General features: G+C 69.2%; 21 protein-coding genes and 2 pseudogenes. 15 read left to right on the top strand and 8 right to left on the bottom strand.

Annotated elements, in window-relative coordinates; genetic code table 11:
• Positions 1-78: 78 nt before the first annotated feature.
• Entirely contained in the window at positions 79-963 is an 885-nt protein-coding gene (locus EBN03_RS35620; RefSeq protein ID WP_122190914.1) for an HhH-GPD family protein, read from the top strand.
• A 285-nt stretch (positions 964-1,248) separates the two neighbouring features.
• On the opposite strand, the gene EBN03_RS26170 is transcribed toward EBN03_RS35620, so the two are convergent.
• From EBN03_RS26170 to kstR, 5 genes are all read right to left on the bottom strand, one after another.
• Entirely contained in the window at positions 1,249-2,151 is a 903-nt protein-coding gene (locus EBN03_RS26170) for a metal ABC transporter permease (RefSeq protein ID WP_122190803.1), read from the bottom strand.
• A complete protein-coding gene (locus EBN03_RS26165; protein ID WP_199742974.1) occupies positions 2,151-2,927 on the bottom strand; it encodes a metal ABC transporter ATP-binding protein in 777 nt (258 codons plus the stop codon). The genes EBN03_RS26170 and EBN03_RS26165 overlap by 1 nt, the downstream gene beginning before the upstream one ends.
• 272 nt (positions 2,928-3,199) lie before the next feature.
• The gene (locus EBN03_RS26160) at positions 3,200-4,081 is read right to left on the bottom strand and encodes a metal ABC transporter solute-binding protein, Zn/Mn family (RefSeq protein WP_122190802.1); all 882 of its coding nucleotides are present in this window, start codon (positions 4,079-4,081) and stop codon (positions 3,200-3,202) included.
• 325 nt (positions 4,082-4,406) lie between these two features.
• Positions 4,407-6,980: a trehalose-phosphatase gene (gene otsB, locus EBN03_RS26155; protein ID WP_122190801.1), complete on the bottom strand. Its 2,574-nt coding sequence runs from the start codon at positions 6,978-6,980 to the stop codon at positions 4,407-4,409.
• A gap of 181 nt (positions 6,981-7,161) precedes the next feature.
• Positions 7,162-7,818: a cholesterol catabolism transcriptional regulator KstR gene (gene kstR / locus EBN03_RS26150; protein ID WP_122190800.1), complete on the bottom strand. Its 657-nt coding sequence runs from the start codon at positions 7,816-7,818 to the stop codon at positions 7,162-7,164.
• Between the two features lie 252 nt (positions 7,819-8,070).
• Here kstR and EBN03_RS26145 point away from each other — a divergent pair, with 252 nt between their 5' ends.
• The 12 genes and pseudogenes from EBN03_RS26145 (at position 8,071) to EBN03_RS26095 (ending at position 19,692) form a co-directional block, all read left to right on the top strand.
• Positions 8,071-9,141 (top strand): acyl-CoA dehydrogenase family protein, encoded by a 1,071-nt coding sequence (locus EBN03_RS26145; RefSeq protein WP_122190799.1) that lies wholly within the window; start codon positions 8,071-8,073, stop codon positions 9,139-9,141.
• Positions 9,126-10,298, top strand: a complete 1,173-nt coding sequence (locus EBN03_RS26140; protein WP_122190798.1) for an acyl-CoA dehydrogenase family protein — start codon at positions 9,126-9,128, stop codon at positions 10,296-10,298. The genes EBN03_RS26145 and EBN03_RS26140 overlap by 16 nt, the downstream gene beginning before the upstream one ends.
• A 26-nt stretch (positions 10,299-10,324) precedes the next feature.
• A pseudogene (locus tag EBN03_RS35250) lies at positions 10,325-11,239 on the top strand (bifunctional MaoC family dehydratase N-terminal/OB-fold nucleic acid binding domain-containing protein); the annotation flags it as partial.
• A 479-nt stretch (positions 11,240-11,718) separates the two neighbouring features.
• Positions 11,719-12,891, top strand: coding sequence for a lipid-transfer protein (locus EBN03_RS26130; RefSeq protein ID WP_122190796.1), 1,173 nt, complete (start codon positions 11,719-11,721; stop codon positions 12,889-12,891).
• A 123-nt stretch (positions 12,892-13,014) separates the two neighbouring features.
• Positions 13,015-14,016 carry an Rpn family recombination-promoting nuclease/putative transposase gene (locus tag EBN03_RS26125; protein ID WP_122190795.1) on the top strand — a complete coding sequence of 334 codons (1,002 nt, stop codon included), beginning with the start codon at positions 13,015-13,017 and terminating at the stop codon, positions 14,014-14,016.
• Between the two features lie 45 nt (positions 14,017-14,061).
• Entirely contained in the window at positions 14,062-14,220 is a 159-nt protein-coding gene (locus tag EBN03_RS34330) for a type II toxin-antitoxin system Phd/YefM family antitoxin (protein ID WP_158675745.1), read from the top strand.
• Positions 14,221-14,399: 179 nt separating this feature from the next.
• A complete protein-coding gene (zapE, locus tag EBN03_RS26120; protein WP_122190794.1) occupies positions 14,400-15,371 on the top strand; it encodes a cell division protein ZapE in 972 nt (323 codons plus the stop codon).
• A 118-nt stretch (positions 15,372-15,489) separates the two neighbouring features.
• Complete coding sequence (locus tag EBN03_RS26115; protein ID WP_233608651.1) at positions 15,490-16,431, top strand: DUF4129 domain-containing protein; 942 nt, start codon at positions 15,490-15,492, stop codon at positions 16,429-16,431.
• On the top strand, positions 16,428-16,928 hold the full coding sequence (locus EBN03_RS26110; protein ID WP_122190793.1) for a hypothetical protein: 501 nt from the start codon (positions 16,428-16,430) through the stop codon (positions 16,926-16,928). The genes EBN03_RS26115 and EBN03_RS26110 overlap by 4 nt, the downstream gene beginning before the upstream one ends.
• A gap of 73 nt (positions 16,929-17,001) precedes the next feature.
• The gene (locus EBN03_RS26105) at positions 17,002-17,964 is read left to right on the top strand and encodes an AAA family ATPase (protein WP_122190792.1); all 963 of its coding nucleotides are present in this window, start codon (positions 17,002-17,004) and stop codon (positions 17,962-17,964) included.
• Between the two features lie 16 nt (positions 17,965-17,980).
• On the top strand, positions 17,981-19,255 hold the full coding sequence (locus EBN03_RS26100; RefSeq protein WP_122190791.1) for a DUF58 domain-containing protein: 1,275 nt from the start codon (positions 17,981-17,983) through the stop codon (positions 19,253-19,255).
• Positions 19,252-19,692 (top strand): hypothetical protein, encoded by a 441-nt coding sequence (locus tag EBN03_RS26095; RefSeq protein ID WP_122190790.1) that lies wholly within the window; start codon positions 19,252-19,254, stop codon positions 19,690-19,692. The genes EBN03_RS26100 and EBN03_RS26095 overlap by 4 nt, the downstream gene beginning before the upstream one ends.
• A gap of 409 nt (positions 19,693-20,101) precedes the next feature.
• Here the strand turns inward: EBN03_RS26095 and EBN03_RS26090 are convergent, their stop codons facing one another.
• The 3 genes from EBN03_RS26090 to kstD all read right to left on the bottom strand — a co-directional run bounded on the left by EBN03_RS26090 (position 20,102) and on the right by kstD (position 23,063).
• A complete protein-coding gene (locus EBN03_RS26090; RefSeq protein ID WP_233608649.1) occupies positions 20,102-20,962 on the bottom strand; it encodes a MaoC/PaaZ C-terminal domain-containing protein in 861 nt (286 codons plus the stop codon).
• A gap of 264 nt (positions 20,963-21,226) precedes the next feature.
• Positions 21,227-21,361, bottom strand: a complete 135-nt coding sequence (locus EBN03_RS35615; protein WP_267899309.1) for a hypothetical protein — start codon at positions 21,359-21,361, stop codon at positions 21,227-21,229.
• 4 nt (positions 21,362-21,365) lie between these two features.
• Positions 21,366-23,063 (bottom strand): 3-oxosteroid 1-dehydrogenase, encoded by a 1,698-nt coding sequence (kstD, locus tag EBN03_RS26085; protein WP_122190911.1) that lies wholly within the window; start codon positions 23,061-23,063, stop codon positions 21,366-21,368.
• 206 nt (positions 23,064-23,269) lie between these two features.
• Between kstD and EBN03_RS26080 the strand changes: the two genes are divergently transcribed.
• Positions 23,270-24,055: a 2-keto-4-pentenoate hydratase gene (locus EBN03_RS26080; RefSeq protein WP_122190910.1), complete on the top strand. Its 786-nt coding sequence runs from the start codon at positions 23,270-23,272 to the stop codon at positions 24,053-24,055.
• A 9-nt stretch (positions 24,056-24,064) separates the two neighbouring features.
• Positions 24,065-24,215: pseudogene (locus EBN03_RS26075) on the top strand (acetaldehyde dehydrogenase (acetylating)); the annotation flags it as partial.

Genomic DNA, 24,215 nt, shown 5'->3' with positions numbered 1-24,215 from the left:
AGTTCGTTGCGTCGGACCGGTTAAACCTCCGAAAAGCGATGCCCGCCGTGACGGCTTCGCGTCGGTGAGGTGCCGGTGATGATCGACACCGATGCCCTTCTCACCTGGTATTCAGCGGCCGCACGGGATCTGCCGTGGCGTCGGCCCGGAGTCAGCGGCTGGCAGATCCTGATCAGTGAGATCATGCTGCAGCAGACCCCGGTCGTGCGCGTGGAACCGATCTGGCGGGAGTGGGTGGCCCGCTGGCCGGTGCCGTCGGCGATGGCCGCCGCCAACCAGGGCGAGGTGCTGCGGGCCTGGGGCAAGCTCGGCTACCCGCGCCGCGCGCTGCGACTGCACGAATGCGCCCGGGTACTGGCCGCCGACCACGGCGATGTGGTGCCGGCCGACGTGGACGTGCTGCTCGGGCTGCCCGGGATCGGCGCCTACACCGCTCGGGCCGTCGCGTGCTTCGCCTACGGACAGCGGGTGCCGGTCGTCGACACCAATGTGCGCCGGGTGGTCGCGCGGGCGGTCCACGGCCGCGCCGAGGCCGGAAACCCGGCCGCCCGGGACCTGGCCGAGACCGAGTCCCTGCTGCCGCGGGACGTCGAACGCGCCTGCGGCGTATCCGCCGCGCTCATGGAACTGGGTGCCCTGGTGTGCACGGCCCGCACGCCGGGCTGCGACCGCTGCCCGCTGCCCGCGTGCGCGTGGGTGAGCGCCGGGCGGCCGCCCTCGGATGTGGTCCGGCGCACCCAGAAGTACGACGGCACCGACCGGCAGGCTCGCGGCCGACTGCTCGATGTGCTGCGCGGCGCGTCCGGGCCGGTGGAACGGGTGGCGTTGGACCTGGCCTGGCCCCGCGATCCGGGCCAGCGGGCCCGCGCGCTGGACTCGCTACTGGTCGACGGACTGGTCGAGCAGACGCGCGACGGATTGTTCGCACTGGCGGGGGAAGCCGGATCGGATCACGACGGCTGAACCGCCGGTCGAAGGACGGGTCGGGGTGAACGGTCGGCTGCGGCGCCGGGACTCGAACGCTTGCCGATCGGCGCTACAGCGGCTCGACACGTGAACTGTCCGGCCCGGCAGCTTCCTCGCCCCCGCAGGGGCCGGGTTTGCGACGAGTTGTCGGAGCACGGGACTCGAACGCTTGCCGATCGGCGCTACAACGGCTCGACTCGCGAACTGTCCGGCCGGGGAGCGTCCCCGCCCGCGCAGGCTTCGAGTCTGCGACGAGTTGTCGGATCGGCGGATCGTGCCCGATCAGGCCGCGATCGGTACCGACTGCTCGGCTGCTGCCGTGTCGCGGTGCCGGGTTCGGGTGCGGCGGCCGACGACTCGGCAGATCAGGTAGATGGTGAACGAGATCGCGGTGACGAAGGTGGAGATGGGGACGCCGGGGGCCAGCGACAGCAGAATGCCGCCGACGGCGGCGGTTTCGGCGAACACGATCGAGAGCACCGTCGCGCGGACCGGACTGGCGGTGAGCTGGGCGGCCGCGGCGGCCGGCGTGATCAGCAGGGACAGGACGAGCAGGGCGCCGACGATCTGGACGCCGAACGCCGCGGTGATGCCCAGTAGGACGGCGAACACGATGGACAGGGCACGGACCGGGACGCCGCGGGCGACCGCGACTTCCGGGTCGGTGCTGGCGAACAGCAGCGGCCGGTAGATCAGGGCCAGCATGGCCAGGACGCCGACCGTGCAGCCGGCCAGCAGGCCCAGCCCGGTGCCGCCGACGCTGACCACCTGACCGGTCAACAGCGAGAACTTCGATCCGGCGCGGGTGGGCCCCAGCCACAGGAACAGCACCGACAGGCCCAGGCCGAAGGACAGGACCGCGGCGATCACCGAATCCCGTTCGCGCGCTTTGGCGCCCAGCGCACCGAACAGCAGCGCCGCCACCACCGAGCCGGCGATGGCACCCACCTCGATGCTGATGCCGGCGAGCAGGGCGGCCGAGGCGCCGGTCAGCGACAGCTCGCTGGTGCCGTGCACCGCGAACGACATCTGCCGCGCCACGATCATCGGGCCGATCGCGCCCGCCAGCAGACCGAGCAGGGCGGCGGCGACCACCGCCTGCTGGACGAAGCCGTAGGACAGCAGGTCCGCGGTGGTGTGGAAGTCGAACATCTCGGTGACGACACCGGACAGTTTGGCGCCCATCAGGATTCTCCCTCGTCGCCGGTGCCCACGACGACCAGCCGGCCGCGCACGCGCAGTACGTCGACCTGGGTGCGATACAGCTCGGAGAGCACCTGCGAGGTCATCACCTCGTCGGGGGTGCCGATCCGGAAGCGGCCGTCGACCAGGTACAGCACCCGATCGACCAGCGGCAGAATCGGATTGATCTCGTGAGTGACGAAAAGTACTGCGGTGCCGTGGGATCGGCGGCGGGCGTCGATCAGTTCCGCCACCCGCTGCTGGTTGGCCAGGTCCAGGCTGAGCAGCGGCTCGTCGCACAGCAGCACTCGCGGATCGCCCACCAGGGCCTGTGCCACCCGCAGCCGCTGCTGTTCGCCGCCGGACATGGACTCCAGGGGCGCGCCGGCGTAGTGCTCGGCACCGACGGCGGCGATGGCCTCGGACACCTTGCGTCGCCGCTCCTTTCGCCCGCGCCAGCCGAATCCCCAACGGTGGCCGTCGACGCCGAGACCGACCAGGTCGACACCGCGCAACGGGGTCCCGGACTCGACGGTCTTCTGCTGCGGGATGTAGCCGACCGCCGGATTGCCCAGTCCCGGTGGGGCGCCGTCGATCTCGATGCTGCCTGCGGTCGGTGCGAGCTGACCCAGCAGCATGCGCAGGAGTGAGGTCTTGCCGGATCCGTTGGGGCCCAGCACCGCGATGAACTCGCCGGGCGCGACGGTCAGATTCAGGTCCGCCCAGAGCGTGCGGTTCCCGTAGGACAGCCGCGCATCGCGCAGGCGCACCGCCGGCACTTGCTGCCCGATTGCTCCTGACGCCGGATCCTGTCGAGCCGCACCACGCTCGGATCCGCCGGCCGTTCTGTGCCCGAGCGCGGGCACCGACTTGCCTGCCTGCGCGGTCCCGGTGGTTCTGCCGGTTGTGGTCGGGTCCCGGTCGAGGATGGAGGTGCCGAGACCGGGTGTGTCGGTGGTGTCCGCCGACGCGGGCCGCGGTGCGGACGGTGCGGTGGCGCACTGTTCGTCCGTGGTCATCGGTACCTCCTCGAGCTCGATCGGTGTGGCACTCAGTTCAGCGCTTTCGCCAGGGCCTGGGCGTTGTCGGTCTGCCACTGCAGATAGTCCAGGCCCTGAGGGAGGGTTTCGGCCACCTCGACCACGGCGACGCCGGCGGACTTCGCGACGGCCGCTATGTCCTTCGTGGTCTTGTCCTCGGTCTGCACGTTGTACACCAGGGCACGAACCTGCTTGGTGGTCAACATGTTCCGCACGGTCGCGACGTCGGCGGGCGCCGGGTCGGTGCCCTGCTCGATCGACTCCTCGAAGGCGTGCGGCGTGCGGTCGTCGGCGTCGGCGGCCTTCAGCAGGTAGTGGCCGATCGGTTCGGTCTGCAGGACCGGCGATTTCGGGTGGGCGGCGGCGATCGCGGCTGTGACGCTGCTGATCTCGTTCAGCTTCGCTCGGAAGTCGTTCGCGCGGTCGGTGTATGCCTGGGCGTGGGCGCTGTCGATGCGGCCGAGGTCGGTGGCGATCTCGGCGGCGACGGCGCCCACGGTGGCCGGGTCGTACCAGATGTGCTCGTTGTCGTCGTTCTTGTCGGCCCGCAGGTCGAAGGCGTCGATGCTGGGCTTGTCGCGATGTCCGGCGGCCTGTTCGGCGAACTGGTCGTATCGGCCGCCGTTGAAGATCACCAGGGCGGCGTCGTGGATGTGGGCCGCGTCGGCGGGGGTGGCGGTGTAGGAGTGCGGGTCGTCGGTCGGGCTGGTGATGATCGACTCGACCCGCATGTCCGGGCCCGCGACAGCGGTGGCGACGCTGCCCCACACGCTGGTGGAGGCGACGATGACCGGCTTGCCGGAGTCGTGCGGGCTGCCGCAGGCGCCGACGGTGGCCGCCACCGCGACTCCCAGGACGACGGCGAGACTACGGGAGGCACGGCGGGTTCTCACTGGTACTCCTACACCCAAAAAACGATAACGGAAACGATTTCCATTTACGGGAAAGGGTACGGCTATCTCCCCGGGCCGTCCAATGCGCTGATGTGCATACCTGCACGCCGACCCGCATCCGATGTCGCCGCAATGCGCCGGATCGGCTGAGCGGGTCGGCGGGACTGTCTGGGGACGATAGCGAGGTCTGGTGGCCCCGACGTATCCCCGTCCCGTCCGGCCGAGTGCTCGCCGCCCTTGTACCGCACACCATCCCACGGAGGCGTCGCACAACGACCGAGGGGCACCCGCACAGCACGGGTGCCCCTCGACCGTCGTCGTGGAATCAGTGCGCCAGCGCCGCCACCGGCTGGCTCAACAGCTGTGCGCAACGCAACAGGCCCAGATGGCTGTAGGCCTGCGGGTGGTTGCCCAGCGAGCGTTCGGCCACCGGGTCGTACTCCTCGCTCAGCAGGCCCGTCGGGCCCGCCACCGTGACCAGCTGCGTGAACAGCGCCTCCGCGTCCGACCGGCGGCCGATCAGCAGGTACGCCTCGACCAGCCAGGCCGCGCACAGATGGAACCCGCCCTCACCGCCGGGCAGGCCGTCGTCGTGGTGGTACCGATACACCGTGGAACCGCTGCGCAGCTCCGCCTCGGTCGCCACCACCGTCGCCTCGAACCGCGGATGCGTCGGATCGATCAGGCCGCTCAAGCCGATGTGCAGGGTGGCCGCGTCCAGGTCGGTGCCGTCGTAGGCCGCGGTGTAGGACTGCACCTGCTCGTTCCAGCCCTTGGTCTTCACCTCGGCGGCGATGGTCTCGCGCAACGGCTCCCACTCCGGGTCCGGGACGCGATCGAACCGCTTCGCCAGCGTGAGCGCCCGATCGACGGTCAGCCAGCCCATCACCTTCGAGTAGACGTGGTGCCGCGGGGCGCCACGCACCTCCCAGATGCCGTGGTCGGGCTCGTGCCAGCGGCGCTGCACCGCCGACACCATGGCCGTGACCAGCTCCCAGTCGCGGTCGGACAGCGCGACCCGGGGGTCGGTGCTGCCCTTGTCCTCGCGGGCGTGCGCGAGCGCCGAGATCAGGTCGACGATCGGGCCGAACACGTCGAGCTGCACCTGCATGTTCGCGGCGTTGCCGACGCGGACCGGGCGCGAACCGGCGTAGCCGGGCAGCTGGTCCAGGACGGCTTCCGGGGGCAGGGTCTCGCCGTAGAGCGTGTACAGCGGGTGCAGGCGCTCGGGTCCGGCCAGGGTCTCCAGCACCCGGTGCGTCCAGTCCAGGAACTCCTCGGCCTCGGACAGCGAGCCGAGCGCGACCAGTGCGTGCGCGGTGAGCGAGGCGTCACGCAGCCAGCAGTAGCGGTAGTCCCAGTTGCGGACGCCGCCGATGTCCTCGGGCAGCGACGTGGTGGCGGCCGCCAGGATCGAACCCGAGGGCGCGTGCACCAGGCCCCGCAGCGTGAGCGCCGAGCGCTTCATCAGGTCCGGCTTCAGCGGCGGCAGCGACAGCTGCTCGGCCCAGGTTCGCCAGTACCGTTCCGCCTCGTCCCGGCGCGCCGGTTCGCTGGTCATGGCAGGGGCCAGATCCGATGTACCGCAGCGCATCTCGAGCACGATCGGGCCCTCGGAGGGATCCACCACCGCGCGGGCGATGTGGTGGACGCCGTCCTCGGTGACGGTCCATTCGACGCCGGGGGAGCGCAGCACGATCGGGTCGTTCGTGCCGGTCACCGTGAGCCCGTTGGGTTCTCGGGTGATGCTCACCGGAACCTGGCCGAACTCCGGGCGGGGCGCGAAGGTCACCACGGCGCGGGCGTCACCGGTGATGACCCGGGTCAGGTCGGTGCGCTCGGCGGGGACGTCGTGCGGAAGATAGTCCAGCACTTGCAGACTCGCCCAGCGGGTCTCGACGGTCATGGTGCCGTCCACGTAGCGCTGCGACAGCGGCAGGCCCGCACGCTCGGGTTCGATCGAGAAGAACCCCGCGGCATGGCCGCCCAGCAGATGCGCGAACACCGCGGCCGAATCCGGTTCCGGGTGGCACAGCCAGGTGATGGTGGCGTCGGGGGTGACGAGGGCTTTGGAGCGGGGGCCGGCCAGCATGGTCAGCCGCTCGATTCGGGGGGCGGAGGCACCGGCCAGCCAGGTGCGCCGCTCTTCGAGCAGATACGCCAGGGCCCGGGCCACCTCCTCGGTGCTGGCCACTCGATGTTTGGCGAGACTGTCGCCGGGTCCCACTTTGATACCGACATCCGGGCCGGAGAGCCGGGCGAAGGCCTTCTCGTCGGTGACGTCGTCACCGATGAAGACCGCCGCCGACGCGCCTTCCTGGCGGCGGATGATGTCGAGGGCCGCGCCCTTGTCGGTCTGGATGACCGCCAGTTCGAGCACTTCCTTGCCCGCGGTCATCTGTACACCGACCCAGCTGGCCGGGCCTTGTTCGGCCTGGGTGAGCGCGCGCCGGCCCACCTCGGGCGTGGCATTGCGCACGTGCAGCGCGACGCTGGCCGGTTTGAGCTCGACGGTGGCGCCGGGGTTCTCCTCGGCGATGTGGGTCAGCGCGGTCTGGATTTCCCGCAGCAGCTGTTTGGCGTTGTTGTCGATTGCGTGGACGAACCCGACATCGAACTCCGAGCCGTGGCTGCCGACGAGTTGTACCTCGACCGGTAACCGGGACAGGGCCGCGAGATCTCGCAGCGCGCGACCGGAGATGACCGCCGCCGTCGTGGAGCTCAGTCCGGCGAGGGCCCGCATCGCGCTCACCGACTCGCGATGGGGGTAGGCCTTCGTCGGATCATTGACGATGGGCGCAATCGTTCCGTCGTAGTCCGAGGCGACGAGTAGCCGCGGAACACGGGCTACTGCCGCCAAGGCGCGGCGAAGTTCTTGGGGGAGATCCTGTGCGCTCACGCATCCGCCTAGTGATCGGGAGGATATTTTTCAGGGCGCGGCAAACTCTACTGGGTAGGGTTTGCTCGCATGTTCGCGCCGGGATACGAAACGTTTACGTTCGCACCGCGGCGCGCACCCTTCGATTGTGAACGTGGAGGTCGTGGGTTCGCCGGTCGGGCTGGGGGAACAGCGGGCGAACTCACTGGTCCTTGAGCAGCAGGTCGACGGTCAGTTCCAGGCGCTCGGTCACGTCGTTGGCCGATGCGCGCCGCGTGAGCCACGCCACCAGGTTCGACAGCCAGACGTCGCTGATCACGCGGGCGATCGCGAGTTCGTGGTCGCTCGGTTCGCCCTCGGCGATGGCCCGGGCGAACACCCGGTCCATGGCCTTGCCGACCGCGTCCACCTCGACCGCCGCGGAGGCGTCGGCGAACATGAACGCGCGGGTCATCGCCTCGGTGAGCAGCGGGTCGCGTTGCATGGCCCGGGTGACCTGTCCGAGCAGCAGGTGCATGCGTTCTCTGGAAGTTTGCCCGGGCACCGGTTTGCGCTTGGTGTCGAACTGGTCGAACTCCCGCGCCAGGGCGGAGACGAGCAGGTGGACCTTGGACGGGAAGTAGCGATAGAGGGTGCCTACCGCCACGTCGGCGCGCTCGGCGACCGCGCGCATCTGGACCGCGTCGTACCCGCCCTTGGAGGCGAGCGCGAGGGTCGCGTCGAGGATGCGCTTGCGTCGGTCGCGCTGTGCGGCGGAACTCAGGTCGTCCTCGCTCAGGGTCGGAATCGGGACCCCGCGCGGACGGCTTCCCGCGGTGGTCGGCGGCTCGGATGCCTGCCCTCGAGACGGACTGCCCATCTACGCATGTCCTTTCACAGCCTCTTGACTTCGACCCGACCGTCACATTAGAACATGTTCTAGGTTTCCAGTCACGCCGTCGAAAAACGCGGGCGCGGTGATCCCCATCGTCGTCGGTGGTGAACGCCCGTTCCCGCAGGTCGGCGGGTTACCGCAGACCCGTGCGGATTGTATTGGACTCGAAGTTGATTCGTAGCACGCAGACACCAACAGGTGATCGGAATCATTCACCTGTGGAGATCGGGGAAGAGTATGGACTTCTCGCCGGATGAGGGCAGGCAGGCCGTCGCGGCGGTCGTCGCCGATGTCCTCGATCGTCACGAAGAGCGGGACGAACGGCTGTGGCCGACCCTGCTCGCGGCCGGTTTGCCCGGACTCGCGGTGCCGGAGGAGTTCGGTGGCGACGGGATGGGCATCGGCGAGGTCGCCACGCTGCTGAGCGAACTCGCCGCCGGCGGCGCCCGCACGCAACTGCTGGCCACCCTCGGCTTCGGCGTGCTGCCCCTGCTGGCCGGACCGGCGCTGCCCGCCAAGCTGGCCGAACAGATCTTCCCTGCCGTGCTGGAAGGCGCAGTGCTCACCGCGGCCTGGCACGAACCCGGCCACCCGCTCACCCTCGAGCCCACCACCCGCGCCGAGGTCACCGGCGACCAGGTCCGTGTCACCGGCCGCAAGGTCGCGGTCCCGTACGCGGACACGGCCGCCTGGCTGCTGGTCCCCACCGGCGCGGGACTCGCGGTGATCCCCGCCGGCGCCCCCGGACTCGAGCTGCGGCCCAGCCCTAGCTCCACCGGCGCCCCCGAGTTCTCGCTGCACCTGGACGGCGTGAGCATCCCCGCCGAGAACCTGCTCGACGGCGACCTGGCCGCCCGGCAGCGCTACGCGACCGCCGCACTCGGCGCCACCGCCGAAGGCCTGCTGCGCGGCGCGCTGACCATCACGGCCGAGCACGTCGCCACCCGACGGCAGTTCGGCCGCCCGCTGGCCGAGTTCCAGGCCGTCGCGCAGCAGATCGCCGACGTCGACATCGCCGCCCGCACGGTGTCGGTCACCGCCACCTCGGCGGCCTGGGCGCTGGCCCAGGACGACCCGTCGCCGGAGCTGCTGGCTCGCATCGACGACGACCTCGCGGTGCTCGCCTATTGGGTCGCGGCGGAACTGTCGCCGGCCCTGCAGACCTGTCATCACCTGCACGGCGGTATCGGTGTGGACGTCACCCACGCCCTGACCCGCTACACCACGCAGGCCAAGGATCTCACTCGCTGGCTCGGCGGCGCCGCGCTGTGCCTCGACCGGCTGGGGGCCGCATGTACATCGATCTGACCCCGGAACAGCGCGCACTGCGCGATGAACTCCGTGCCTACTTCGCCGATCTGGTGACGCCGGAAGAGCACGCCGAAATGCTGGTGGACCGGCACGCCGACGCCTATCAGGCAGTCGTGCGCCGGATGGGCCGCGACGGCCGCCTCGGCGTCGGCTGGCCGAAGGAGTTCGGCGGCCAGGGCTTCGGCGCGGTCGAACAGCAGATCTTCTTCAACGAGGCGGTGCGCGCCGACATTCCGCTGCCGCTGGTCACCATCTTCACCGTCGGCCCGACCCTGCAGTCGTACGGCACCGAGGAGCAGAAGCAGAAGTTCCTGCCCGGAATCCTCGCCGGTGACGTCCATTTCGCGATCGGCTACTCCGAGCCCGAGGCGGGAACCGACCTCGCGGCGCTGCGGACCACCGCGGTCAAGGACGAGGCGACCGGCGACTGGATCGTCAACGGGCAGAAGGTGTTCACCACCGGTGCCCACCACGCCGACTACGTCTGGCTGGCCTGCCGGACCGGTACCACCGAGTCGCGGCACCGCGGGATCTCGATCCTGATCGTGGACACCAAGGACCCCGGCTACTCGTGGACCCCGATCATCACCATCGACGGCGCCCACCACACCAACGCCACCTACTTCGACAATGTGCGCGTCCCCGCGAACATGATGGTCGGCGCGGAGAACGGCGGCTGGAAGCTCATCACCACCCAGCTCAACCACGAGCGGGTCAGCCTCGGACCGGCCGGCAAGCTGGAGCAGCTGTACGACGCGGTCAAGGATTGGGCTGTCGCGCAAGGTGTCACGGGTGAGCCGCAGGTGCGTCGCGCGCTGGGCCGGCTGCACGCCATGGGCCGGGTGAACGAGCTGCTCAACTGGCAGGTCGCCGCCGCGGACACTCACGGGGACGCCGACCAGGGCCGGGTGATCGCCGATGCCGCCGCCACCAAGGTGTTCTCCACCGAGGCGCTGCAGGAGGCGGGCCGGCTGGCCGAGGAGATAGTCGGGCGCTTCGGCGATCCGGCCGACCCCGCGACCGCCGACCTGCTCGAATGGCTGGACCGCCGGACCAAGCAGAACCTGGTCCTCACCTTCGGTGGCGGTATCAACGAGGTGCTGCGCGAGCTGATCGCCTCGGCCGGTCTCAAACTGCCCCGCGTCCCGCGCTAGATTAAGGAAATCTCTTGTCGGAGAACATGACCGAGACCGATCTGGCTCTGCATGCCGAGCGGATCATGGCGGCGGGCGATTGTGCGCCGCGCGTGGCGCCGGACCCGGTGAACCAGCCGATGATCCGGCACTGGATCGAGGCGATCGGCGACGACAACCCCATCTACACCGATGCGGCCGCCGCGATCGCCGCCGGTCACCCCGGCGTCGTCGCGCCGCCGGCCATGGCCCAGGTGTGGACCATGTTCGGGCTCAAGGGTGTTCGACCGGCCGACGACCCGCTGAACCTGGTCAACGAGGCGTTCGACGCCGCCGGGTTCACCTCGGTCGTGGCCACCGACTGCGAGCAGACCTACCACCGGTACCTGCGGCTGGGCGAGACCGTCACGGTCCGCAGCCGGCTCGCCGAGGTGACCGGCCCGAAGCAGACCGGGCTGGGCCTGGGCTGGTTCGCCACCATGCAGACCACCTGGTCGGTGGGCGACGAGGTGGTCACCGAGATGCTGTTCAAGGTGCTGAAGTTCGCGCCCGGCACCGCCAAGAAGAAGGCCGACGCGGTCGACCCGGGCGACCGGGTGCTGCCGGTGATCTCGCGGGACACCGAATTCTTCTGGAACGGAACGGCTCTCGGTGAGCTGCGGATCCAGCAGCTGCCCGACGGCACGCTGCGCCACCCGCCGATTCCGGCGCTGTGGCAGGAGGTCGGCAAGGAGACCGACTACGTGGTCGCGGCGGGCACCGGCACGGTGTTCAGCTTCGTCGTCCATCACGCGCCGGCCGTGCCGGGTCGCAAGCGCCCGTTCGTGATCGCGCTCGTGGAGCTCGACGAGGGTGTGCGCGTGCTCGGTGAGCTGCGCGGCACCCCGCCGAGCGAGGTGCAGATCGGCCAGCCGGTGCGGGTGGCGTTCGAACAGCTCGACGGTGTGGCGCTGCCGTACTGGGTGCCGGCGGACGCGCCGCAGGAGGAGACCGCCCCGGCTCCGGTTGCGGCCGAGCCGGTTCCGGCTCCCGAGCCCGGTGCCCCGGTGCGGGTCGGGACGGTACTGCCCGAGCTGGTGATCGACGCGAGCGCGACGTTCATCGTCAGCACCGCCCTGGCCACCCGGGACTTCCAGGACGTGCACCACGACCGCGACCTCGCCCACCAGCGCGGGTCGGCGGACATCTTCGTCAACATCCTCACCGACACCGGTCTGATGCAGCGCTTCGTCACCGACTGGGCCGGGCCGAAGGCGCGGATCAAGTCGATCGCACTGCGGCTCGGTGTGCCGCTGTACGCGGGTGACACGCTGACCATCAACGGCAAGGTCACCGAGCTCGCCGACGGTGTGGCGCGCGTCGAGGTGATCGGGCGGGACTCACTCGGCGCCCACGTCAAGGCGAATGTTGTTGTCGCACTGGATGAAGAGAAGGTGGGCTGATGACCGGCATCAGTGGACAGGCCGCGATCGTCGGCATCGGCGCGACGGATTTCTCCAAGGACTCCGGGCGCAGTGAACTGCGGCTGGCCGCCGAGGCGGTCACGGCCGCCATCGCGGACGCCGGACTGACCCCGGCCGACGTGGACGGGCTCACCAGCTTCACCATGGACACCTCCACCGAGGCCGCGGTCGCCCGGGCGGCCGGGATCCCGTCGCTGAAGTTCTTCTCCCGCATCGGTTTCGGCGGTGGCGCGGCCTGCGGCACCATCCAGCAGGCCGCCATGGCGGTGGCCACCGGGGTCGCCGACGTCGTGGTCGCCTACCGGGCGTTCAACGAGCGCTCCGGGCAGCGGTTCGGGCAGTTCAACCCCACGCTGGCGTCGCTGGCGACCTCCTCGGGTACCGATACCGCGTGGTCGTACCCGCAGGGCCTGGGCACCCCGGCCGGCCAGGTCGCGCTGGTCGCCCGCCGGTACATGCACGAAACCGGCGCCACCAGTGAGGATTTCGGCCGCATCGCGGTGGTCGACCGCAAGCACGCGGCCACCAACCCGAAGGCCGCGTTCTACGGTCGCCCGATCACCCTGGAAGACCACCAGAATTCGCGCTGGATCGCCGAGCCGCTGCACCTGCTGGACTGCTGCCAGGAGACCGACGGCGGTGTCGCCCTGGTGATCACCAGCGCCGAGCGGGCCCGCGACCTGCCGCACCGGTCGGCCGTGATCGCCGCTGCCGCACAGGGTTCCGGTGAGGACCAGTATGTGATGACCAGCTACTACCGCGACCCGATGGCGAATCTGCCGGAGATGAGCCTGGTCGGCCGCCAGCTGTGGGAGCAGAGCGGACTGAGCCCGGCGGACATGCAGGCCGCCATCCTGTACGACCACTTCACCCCGTACGTGCTCATGCAGCTGGAGGAGCTCGGCTTCTGCGGCCGCGGTGAGGCCAAGGACTTCATCCGCGACGGCGCGCTGGAGATCGGCGGCCGCCTACCGATCAACACCCACGGCGGTCAGCTGGGTGAGGCCTACCTGCACGGCATGAACGGCATCTGCGAGGCGGTGCGGCAGATCCGCGGCGACTCGGTCAACCAGGTCGAGGGGTTGGACCGGATGTTGGTGACTGCCGGTACCGGTGTGCCGACGTCGGGCCTGGTGCTCGTGGGAGCCTGAGCGAGACAACCGAATACGACCAGCGGCACCCCGGAATCCCGGGGTGCCGCTGTCGTTGTGCGTGGCGCCGAACGCACTCGATGCCGCGGCCGGCATATCGACGGTCCGTGATACTTTCCCGCTATGACCAGTGGGCCGAAGAACCCGCACGACACGCTGTTTCGCCGCATCCTGTCCCGACCCGCGAATGCCGCAAGCGAATTGCAGGTCATCCTGCCCGAAGAAGTTGTGGGATGCATCGATTGGTCCACCTTGGAACTGATCCCCGGCGGGTTCGTCTCCGAGCAATTACGGGACCGGTTCACCGACCTGCTGTACCGGGCTCGCCTGATCGGTGGGGACGAGGAGGTCTATCTCTACCTGCTGATCGAGCACCAGGCGCGCGGCGACCGGTTCATGGCGCTACGGATGGCGGAATACGCGACCCAGTTCTGGCGCAAGTTCCTCGACGACTGCGCGGAAGCCAAGGGTATGAAGCAGCCCAAGCTGCTGCCTCCGTTCATCCCGATCGTCGTCCACACCGGACCCGATGGCACCATGTGGACCGACCCCACCGCCTTGGCGGATCTGATCGATCTGCGCATGTTGCCGACGGCGGCGCGAGACCGGCTTGCCCCCTATCTGCCGAACTTCCGGTTCCTCCTCGAGGACGTCGCCGCGATCGACCTCGAGGCGCTACGTCGGCGCCCGGTCCCCGACGTGGTACGGCTGCTGATGATCGTGGAACGAATCGCCTACCACAACCACCAGCTGCACATCGATCTCCGCACCGACATGGACCTGTTCCGCGACCTGACGCCGGGCGATCTGCTGGCGTTCATGGCGTACATTTTGAAGGTAGGTAATACGTCCGGGACCAGCCTCGAGCCGCTCGTAGGAGAGATCGGCCCGTCCGCCAAGGAGGCACTCATGACCGCCGCCGACGAACTCGTTGCGCAGGGTGTGAAGCAGGGCGTTGCGCAGGCTGAAGTCGATACGCTGCTGAAGCAATTGGTGAAGAGGTTCAAGGCGCCGGTTCCGCCCGATGCGGTCGCGACGATTCGCAGTGCGTCCCGGGAGCGGGTTCAGGGTTGGTTGGAAAGTATCTTCGACGCGGGCAGTATCGATGAGCTGCTTGCTTGCTGAGACAGGTCCGGAATTTGTGCGCGATGAGCCAGGACGGAGCCCTGCTTGAATATCGACGATGAGTTCGGTTCCTCGGACGAACTCCGCTATCTGCTCCGCTCATCGGTGAACGCGCAACGGCTCACCGTCGGGATCGCGCAGCTCGCGGCAGGTGAGGTCGTCGAGGTCGACATGGCGGTGCTTGCCACCAAGATCGCACGCTGAGGAGGTCGTGCCGGCGGGCTCGTCGGTCCGGGTCTTCGATCGCCTTGCAAGGTGCTGTGCCCGTGCGGAATCGGTGACGACTGCCTGTACATCCTTCTGATGCCTGTGTTCTCGGTCATGGTCGGCCTGCGCTCACCCGCTGATCCTCTATAAAAGTAGAGGAAGTCAGGAGGTGGGTCATGGAGGCCGGTGCGGTGGTTCTCGACCCGGCGCAGCAGGCGGCGGCGGAGCGGTTGGAGCGGCTGGCGGGGGAGTTGCGGCGGACTCGGTGGTTCGGGCGGACCGCGCCGCGCGGGGTGTACCTGCACGGGCGGGCGGGGCGCGGGAAGACGATGGTGATGGATCGGTTCTGCGCCGGGGTCGGGCGGATGAAGCGGTATCACTTCCACGATCTGCTGGCGCGGCTGCACGACGGGATCCGGGAGCACGGGTCGGTGCCGGCGGCGACCGAGGCGCTGCTGGGTGGGGCGCGGCTGTTGTGTATCGACGAGTTCCATGTGCACGACGTGGGAGACGGGGTGCTGTTGACGCGGCTGCTGGAGACGGTGTTCGCGGGGAAGGTCGCGCTGGTGGTGACCTCGAACTACCCGCCGGAGGGGTTGATGCCGAATCCGTTGTTCCACGACGGGTTCCTGCCCACGATCGCACTGATCCGGGCGAATCTGGACGTGGTCGCGGTGGACGGTCCGCTGGACTACCGCACCCGAGGCGTGGTGTCGGACAAGGGGTTTCGCGCGGGCCGGTACCTGGTCGAGCCCGCGCCGGCGCTCGTGGCGAATGCCGAGCTCGAAATCGGGCATCGAATGGTGCCGGTGGAGATCGACCATGACTGTGTCACCGTCGAATTCGAGGCACTGTGCATGAATCCCCTGGCTGCTTCGGACTTCCTGGCACCGGTGCGCGAATTCCGGCGCTGGACGATCACCGGCGTTCCGGAACTCGGTACGGTGCCGCCGGATGTCGTCATGCGGTGGGTGAATCTGATCGACGTGCTCTATGACGCCGACCGTGAAGTGGTCGTCTACGCGGATGTGCCGCCGGCGGACCAAGGCCGCTCGATTGCCCTGGTTCCGGACCTGTTCCGGACCGTGAGCCGGCTCGGTGAGCTGGCGCAGCCGCTGCCGCGAACTGGACGGGCGACTATGATTTGAGGCACGGGCGACGCGCCATACGCCTGTACCGACTGTGGCCATTTCGGACCTGACGAACCGTTCGGCATGTAACGATGTTGCTGGTTTTGCGGCAGTACCGAAGATTTGGGAGTACCCGGTGGCAGCGGTAGGAACAGTGTTACCGCGCGCGATCGGTTTGATCGCGCTGCTGGCTCTCGCTGTCCTCACCGTGCGGGGCTACATTCCCGGCACCGGCGGTCTCCACGCCACCGCGAATCCGACAATCCTCACCGTAGCCCTGATGCCGGTGTTGTGCTTGGTATCCATTGTGATTCTGCTGGCCGGCATCGTCACCAGCCAGCATCGGTTGCCGCTGGCCCTGCCGGTCGGCCAGGAGCGCACCGCGCGGCCGGTCGGCAGCAGCCGGGGTGCCCTGTTCGCGGTGATCGCGGTCGCCGCGGTCGCCGTCCTGACCGCCATCGGCTGGGCCGTCTACGGCATCTCCGGCAGCAACACCACGCCCCCCGCGCGGGTCCCGGCACCCACCTCGACGCCCACACCGACCGGTGAAGCACCGGTACCGACCCAGAATCCGCTGGCCGGAGCGCCCCCGCTGGCCGGTCAGGCACTGCTGATCGCGGGCGTGTCCGCGGCCGCGCTGATCCTGGTGGCGATCGCCGGGCTGGTCGTGGTCGCGGTGAGCACCCGCAAGGCCCCGGTGCCGGAGGTCGAGAGCGAACTGGTGCACCCCGAGGCCCCGACCACCCTGGCCGAGGTCGCGGAAATGGGCCTGGCGGCCATGATCGCCTCCGGCGACGACCCGCGCACCGCCATCATCGCCTGCTACGTCGCGGTCGAACGCGGTCTCTCGCAGATCCGCGCCACCGCGCCGCTGGTCTCCGACACCCCCGCCGAGGTCCTCGCGCGGGCCTTCGACCTGGGCGCGCTGCGCGACGGGTCCGCCCGCGAACTGGTCACCCTGTTCGAGGAAGCGCGGTTCAGCCCGCACTCCATCCTGGAATGGCAGCGGATGCGCGCGGAGCAGCTGCTTCGCATCGTGCTCGCCGACCTGCAGCAACGGGAGGCCCTCCGCGTATGAACCGGACTGCGATAGCGATCGGCGCGGTGGCGGTGGTCGGAGCGCTCGAATTCGCCGCCTTCGCCGCACGCCGCGAGCTGCTGCCGGTCGTCGCGGGTATCCCGGTCGCGGTCGCGCTGGTCACGCTGGTGTGGGCGCTGGCCTACCGGCCCGGCGTGCGGGACGACGACTACGGCGACAACGAGATCGACAACGGCCCGACCGAAATGCTGCACCGCTGGCATGCCCGGGCCGCCATGCTGGCCGACCGCGCCGACGGATCCCGGGCCGACTGGGACCGGCACCTGCGGCCGTTGCTGGCCAAGGAATTCGAGCTGTCCAGTGGACACCGGATCACCAAGGATCGCCGCGCCACCGAGGCGGCCGGCGTGCTGCAGTTCGGACCCGAACTGTGGAAGTGGGTCGATCCGGCCAATTCGCAACTGCGAGACCAGAGTACGCGTGCACCAGGCCGGGCAGCGTTGGAGGAGATTCTGCGCCGGCTGCAGGCCCTGTAGTGCTGCACCGCAGTAGTACCGGGATTGCGAGAACTGTCGAAGTGGGGAAGGTCGAGAGAGTGCGAGTTCAGTTATGACGTCACCGATGAGCGTGACCATCAAGCGCACCGAGGCGGTGTTGCGGGAGATCTCGCGGGTCGTCGTCGGTAAGCACGAAGAGCTGCAGCTGATCATGATCGCGGTGCTCGCCGGGGGACACATCCTCATCGAGGACCTACCGGGCCTGGGCAAGACGCTGATCGCGCGGTCGTTCGCGACCGCGCTCGGCCTGAACTTCACGCGCGTGCAGTTCACTCCGGACCTGCTGCCGGCCGACCTGATCGGCTCGACCATCTACGACATGTCCTCGGGCCGGTTCAATTTCCGGCGCGGCCCGGTGTTCACCAATGTCCTGCTGGCCGACGAGATCAACCGCACTCCGCCCAAGACCCAGGCTGCGCTGCTCGAGGCGATGGCCGAGGGCCAGGTCAGCATCGACGGCGAAACCTTCATGCTGCCCGACCCATTCATCGTGCTCGCTACCGACAACCCGATCGAGTACGAGGGCACCTACCCGCTGCCCGAGGCGCAGCTGGACCGGTTCGCGCTGCAGATGCGGCTGGGCTACCTGTCCGAGCAGGACGAGACGCACATGATCCGCCGGCGGCTGGAACGCGGCGCGGTCGCGCCGCAGGTCGGCCAGGTGGTGGACGCGCAGGGTCTGATCGAGATGCGGCAGTCCGTCGAATTCGTGACCGTGCACCCGGATGTGGTGTCGTACGTGGTCGCGATCGCGGCGGCCACCCGGAACCATCCGCAGGTGGAGGTCGGCGCCAGCCCGCGCGCCGAACTCGATCTGGTGCAGATGTCGCGAGCCCGTGCCATGTTGCTCGGCCGCGACTACGTGATCCCCGAGGACGTGAAGGCGCTCGCGGTTCCCGCTGTGGCGCACCGCATTACGCTGCGTCCGGAGATGTGGGTGCGGCGGATCCGCGGCGAGGACGTGGTCAACGAGCTGTTGCGGCGGCTGCCGGTACCGCGGGCCACCCCCGCGTGAACGGACACGTGTCCCCATGAAACATCGGGATACCTCGAAATCGACCGAAACCGAATTGCGGTGGCGGCCAGCGGCTCTGGTCTTCATGCTGGGGACCGTGGCGGCGCTGGCGCTCGGCGCGGCGATCCTGACCCAGCGTTGGCAGCTGCTGGTGTTCGCCGCGCCCATGATCGGCGTGCTGGCCACCGCGCCGCTGCAGGTTTCGCGGACCCGGATCGTCGTCGACAGCGCGGGTGAGTTGCGCTGCTTCGAATCCGAGGAAGTGATCGTCAGCGCCGCCGCGTCGGTGGAGTCCGGGCACGCGCTGCTGCGGATGAGCCCGGAACCGATGGCGGGCGTGGACATTCGGGTCGAGGAGACCGTCGATTCCGGGCTGACGCCCGCCGGTATGCAGGTGGTGGCCTCGACCGGGCGGTGGGGCCGCTATCCGTTGCGGACCCGGGTGACGGCGTTGAGTCCCGCGGGGCTGGCGGTCGCGTCGGCGAGCCTGCCCGCCGGTGAGGTGTACGTCTACCCGCTCGCGGATCCACAGCGAATGCGATTGCCGCGCACCGAACTTCCTGAACGCATCGGTACCCATCTGACCAACCGGCACGGGCCGGGTGTGGAGTACGCGGACATCCGCCCCTACACGGCGGGCGACCAGCTGCGCACGGTGAACTGGCCGGTGAGCGCGCGCCGCGGCCGGCTCTACGTGACCGAGCGGCTCACTCAGCGCGCCGCGGATGTCGTTGTGCTGGTGGACACTTCGATGCAGGCGCCCGGGCCGGCGTCCGATTCGCTGGAACTGTCGGTGCGTGGTGCCGCGCAGGTGGCGCAGTCGGCGCTGCAGGCCGGTGACCGGACGGCCATCGTCTGCCTCGGTGGCGAACCACGCTGGCTGCGGCCCGATATCGGTCGCCGCCAGTTCTATCGCATCGTCGACACCGTGCTGGCCGTCGGTGACGGGTACGTCTCGGCGCCGGGCACGCTGGCACCGCATTCGGCCGTGCCGCTGGGCGCGGTGGTGGTGGCGTTCTCGACGCTGCTGGACACCCAGTTCGCGCTGGCCCTCATCGATCTGCGCAAGCGCGGGCACGCGGTGGTCGTGGTGGACGTGCTGCGCGGCACCCCGTTCGTCGAGCAGTTGGATCCGACCATGGCCCGCATGTGGCAGCTGGAGCGAACCGCGATGTACCGCGACATGGGCGTGGTCGGGGTCGACGTGGTGGCGTGGCCGGAGGAGACCCGGCTGGACCAGACGATGCGGCTGATTCCGGAACGGCGGCGAATGATGCGGGTGCGGCGATGATCCGATTCCTCGCGGTGCTGTCCGGTCTGGTGCTGACCCTGGCCGTCGCGATCCTGTTGCCCTGGGCGGGGATTCCGGCGGCGGTGCTGGTGGTGCTGGGCTGGCGGTACCGGATCTGTGCGGTACTGGCGGTGCTGGTGGCGGTCGGCGTGCTGTCGTTCGTCGGCACCGGCGCCATGGAGGCCGCGGCGACCGGTCTGGTGGCGACCACCTATCTGCTCAACACCGCCACGGTGCACGCACCGGCCGGTGTGGTGCCGACCACGGTGCCGTCGGTGGTGGGTGCCGTGCTCTTCACCGGGGCGGCCGTCGCGGCCTCGGCGGCGCCGGCGCATTGGGCGTGGGCGCCGCTCGCCACGCCGATTCTGGTGATCGTGTTGTACGCGTGGGTGATTCGCGGGCTGGCATCCCCGGTGTCGGACGAGGAGACCGCCTGATCCGTCGTCCGGCTGCCCGGACGCAGCTCAGCGCGGCGAACCGATGTATACCAGCCGGTCCGCTCCGGTGATCCTCCCCACAGGGCTCGCCCGAGACGTACTACTGTTCGTAGTATCGGCCTCTATGACCTCCATGTGGATTATTCCGATCATCTCCATTGTCAGTTCGCTCGCCATCGCGGTGCTGTTCGCGACCGGGTTCCCGGCCGAGGACTGAGTACCGCACCGCGGTGAACAAGCACCGCGCTGAACCGACTACTGCCCGCGTGAGGACTCCTCACGGCGGGCAGTAGTCGTATACGGCGGGGCATACGGCAGGCTCGTCGACCTCGGGGCAGCGCCTACGCCGAAACGACACCGCCCGCGGTGAGGAATCCTCACCGCGGGCGGCTCCACGTTCACGGCAGGCTCACCAGCCGTGGGTCAGCACCACATCGCCGAGAACCGGGGCGTCGTCCCGATCCGGTGCGGTGGCGACCACGGTGATCTCACCGTCGCCCGCCCACATCCGCAGCCGCAGCGCCTCGCCCGGGTACAGCACACCGGCGAACCGGGCGCGGAAACCGGTGACCCGGCTCGGGTCCGCGTCGAGCAGCGTGTCGGTGACCGCCTTGCAGGTCAGGCCGTAGGTGCACAGCCCGTGCAGGATCGGCGCCGGGTAGCCGGCCCGCTGAGCGAACTCCGGGTCGGAGTGCAGCGGGTTGCGGTCGCCGAGCATCCGGTACAGCAGCGCCTGCTGCGGCAGCGTCGCCACGACCACGTCCGCGTCTGGCTCCCGCTCGGGCAGCTCGGTCTTGTTCGACGGGCCGCGCTCGCCACCGAAACCGCCCTCGCCCTTGGCGAAGATGGAAGACCTTGCGGTCCAAAGCTTTTCGCCCGACGCGTCGGTGAATGTGGTCTCCTGCACGATCACGGCGGCCGAGCCCTTGTCCCACAGCTCGGCGATCTTGCCGCTGCTGTGCACGGTGCCGTGCGCCGGGATCGGCCGGTGCAGGCGGATCTCCTGCGAGCCGTGCACGACCTTGGCCAGGTCGATGTCGATGCCGGTGAACTTCACCTTCGGCGCCTCGGTGTCGCCCAGGGTCGGCACGACGGTCGCGAAACTCGGCAGGGTGCCGGGCTTCTCGTCGTCGAGGTAGCCGAGCTCGCCGGCGTCGAGCGGGTCCTTCCCGGCACCCAGCGCCAGGTTGTAGAGCTGGATGTCGCTCGGGGTCCACGTGAAGTCGGCCTCGGGAAGGGCCGAGCCCAGCGCGATGGCGGGATCGATCACGGTGTCACTCCTGCGTGGTCGTGCCGGCGGTGGGCCGCTCGGCGATGTCGAGTACGGCCGGACGATAACCGCCGGGCCGGGTGTAGCGCCGGGGCCGTCCCATGGACCGGGCACCCGGCGCGGGGGTTCCTGCGTGGCCCGGCCCGCGGACATCCGCTCGGCCGGGCCGGGACCGGCCGGGCACCCGAAGGTGGTCTCCGGGCCGGTCCCGCTGCTGGGGCTCGCACATGTGCGGGGTACCCGTCGGCAGTGCGGGCATGTGCCCTACTCCGCCGTCGCCTTGCCGGCGGTGGCCCGCTCGGCGATGTCGAGGACGGCCAGGTAGCCGAAGGTGATCGCGGGGCCGATGGTCGCGCCGGGGCCGGCACATGGGCTGAGCGCCCATTCTCGGACGATCATGTGCCTACTCCTGCGTGGCCTTGCCGGCGGCGGCCCGCTCGGCGATGTCGAGGACGGCCAGGTAGCCGAAGGTGATCGCGGGGCCGATGGTCGCGCCGGGGCCTGCATAGGTGTGGCCCATCACCGGCGACGAGCAGTTACCGGAGGCGTAGAGACCCGGGATCACGCTGTCGTCCTCGCGCAGCACGCGCCCGACGGTGTCGGTGATCAGGCCGCCCTTGGTGCCCAGGTCGCCGGGGACCATCTTGGCCGCGTAGAACGGGCCCTGGACCAGCGCCGACAGGCACGGGTTGGGCTTGACGGTCGGGTCGCCGTAGTAGCGGTCGTAATGGCTCTTGCCGCGGCCGAAGTCGGCGTCCTCGCCGGCGTCGACGAAGGAGTTGAACCGGGTCACGGTCGCGGTCAGGTTCTCCGCGGGCACACCGATCTTGTCGGCGAGCTCGGCCACGGTCCCGGCCTTGACGATGTTGTCGTTCTCCATCCAGCGCGACGGGATCTTCTGGCCCGGCTGCAGACCGGCGAAGATGTAGCGGTCGCGGTAGCGCTGGTCGAACACCAGCCAGCACGGGATGTTCGCGCCCGGGCCGGGGCCCTGGCCGTACTCGCCGCCGTACATGGTGTGCACGGCCTCGACATAGGGCGCGGACTCGTTACCGAACCGCTTGCCCTCGGCGTTGACCATGATGCTGCCGGGCAGGTTGCGCTCGGCGAGCGCGAACCACGGCTTGCCGCCCTTGAAAATGGTCGGGCCCCACCAGGAGTCCTCCATGAAGCCGATCGCGCCGCCGGCCGCCATGCCCGCGACGATGCCGTCGCCGGTGTTGGCCGCGGCACCGGTGGTCCACTCGGTGGTGATCGGCTGGCGCTGGTACTTGGCGCGCATCTCGGCGTTGTGCTCGAAACCGCCGCTGCCCAGGACGACGCCGTAGCGGGCGCGGATGGTGACCGGCTTGCCTTCGTGCTCGGCCTCGACGCCGACGATGCGGTCGTTCTCCACGACCAGCCCGGTGAGCGGGGTGTTCAGCAGCACCGGGACGTTCGCGTCGAGCAGGCCCTTGCGCATGGCGGCGATGATCGCGCGGCCCATGACGAGCAGGTGCTGGCCGGTCCACTTGGCCTTGTAGGTGCGGGCGCCGACGCGCAGGGCGCGCAGCATGCCCTTGGGGTGGCGCTTGATCAGGTTGAGGCGGACGAAGTCGGCCTGCATGACCGCGACGTTGAGCGGGGCCTTGGCGTAGGGCGGTTCGAGGTTGGCGAGTTCGGCGCCGAGGATCTTGCCGTTGAACGGCTTGGGCTCGCAGGAGCGGCCTTCGGGCTTGCCGCCGGTGGCTTCCGGGTAGTAGTCGGAGTAGCCCTTGACCCAGGTCATCTTGAGCGGGCTGTGGTCGAGGACGAAGTCGAAGGCCTCGGCGCCGCGGTCGATGTAGGTGTCGATGCGCTCCTTGGGGACCACCGGTCCGATGATCTCGTGCAGGTAGGTGCGCGCCTGCTCGGTGTCGGCCTGGTCGCCGCGACCTGCGGCTTTGAGTGCCTTGTTGCCCGGGATCCAGACTCCGCCGCCGCTGCGGGCGGTGGACCCACCGTAGTGCGCGGCCTTCTCGATGAGCACAACGCTCAGGCCCTTGTGTGCGGCAGTCAGTGCCGCGGTCATCCCGGCAGCACCGCTGCCGACGACCACCACGTCGTATTCCCGATCAATCATGTAGAACACGTTATAGAATTCTGGGTGGTTGAACAATCGCTTTGGGGTCAACCTCTGGGTTTGTCGCAGGTGAACACCGGTGGTTGTGTCCAGTTTGGTGGGGATCCTCACGGTCCCTGCGGTGATATTTCTTCGGTGATAAGGTCCGCGTACCGGATTGGAACCGGTTACAGTTCTGTGGTGGATAGAGTGCTGGAGGAGTGCGCGTGCTGAGCGACGAGGTACGTAGCGAGCTGGCGGGTGAACTGGCCGCCGCCGAACGGGACCGGGTGCCGCTGGCGCCGCTGGTGAACCGGCATCCCGAGATCGACGTGGTCGATGCCTACGAGATCCAGCTCATCAACATCCGGCAGCGGCTCGCCGCCGGCGCGAAGGTCGTGGGCCACAAGGTCGGGCTGTCATCCAAGGCTATGCAGCAGATGATGGGCGTCGACGAACCCGACTACGGCCACCTGCTCGCCGACATGCAGGTCTTCGAGGACGTGCCGGTCGAAACGTCGAAGTACCTCTTCCCACGGGTCGAGGTCGAGGTCGGGTTCGTGCTCGGCAAGGACCTGCCGGGCGAGGACTGCACCGAGGAAGACGTGCTCGACGCCACCGTCGCCTACGCACCCTCCATCGAGCTGATCGACACCCGGATCAAGAACTGGAAGATCGCGCTCTGCGACACCATCGCCGACAACGCCTCCTCGGCCGGCTGGGTGCTGGGCCCGGAACGCGTCGCGCCCGGCGACATCGACATCAAGAAGATCGAGGCCGTGCTCACCCGCAACGGTGAGGTGATCGCCGAGGGCCGCAGCGACGCGGTCCTGGGCGACCCCACCATCGCGGTCGCGTGGCTGGCCCGCAAGGTCGCCTCGTTCGGGGTGCGGCTCAAGGCCGGCGACATCGTGCTCCCCGGGTCGTGCACGCGGGCGATCGACGCCCGCCCGGGTGACGAATTCCATGCCGAGTTCGCTGGACTCGGTTCTGTCCGTTTGAATTTCGGCTAGGAGAAACAAGTGACTGGCAACGGTAAAGTCACCGCCGCGATTGTCGGCTCCGGCAATATCTCGACGGATCTGCTGTACAAGCTGCTCCGCTCGGAGAAGATCGAACCGCGGTGGATGGTCGGGATCGACCCCGACAGTGAAGGTTTGAAGCGCGCGCGGG

It is taken from the genome of Nocardia stercoris (assembly GCF_003696265.1).
Lineage (GTDB): Bacteria > Actinomycetota > Actinomycetes > Mycobacteriales > Mycobacteriaceae > Nocardia > Nocardia stercoris.
Note: the sequence above shows the minus strand (reverse complement) of the source record. Positions and strands in the feature narration are given on the sequence as shown.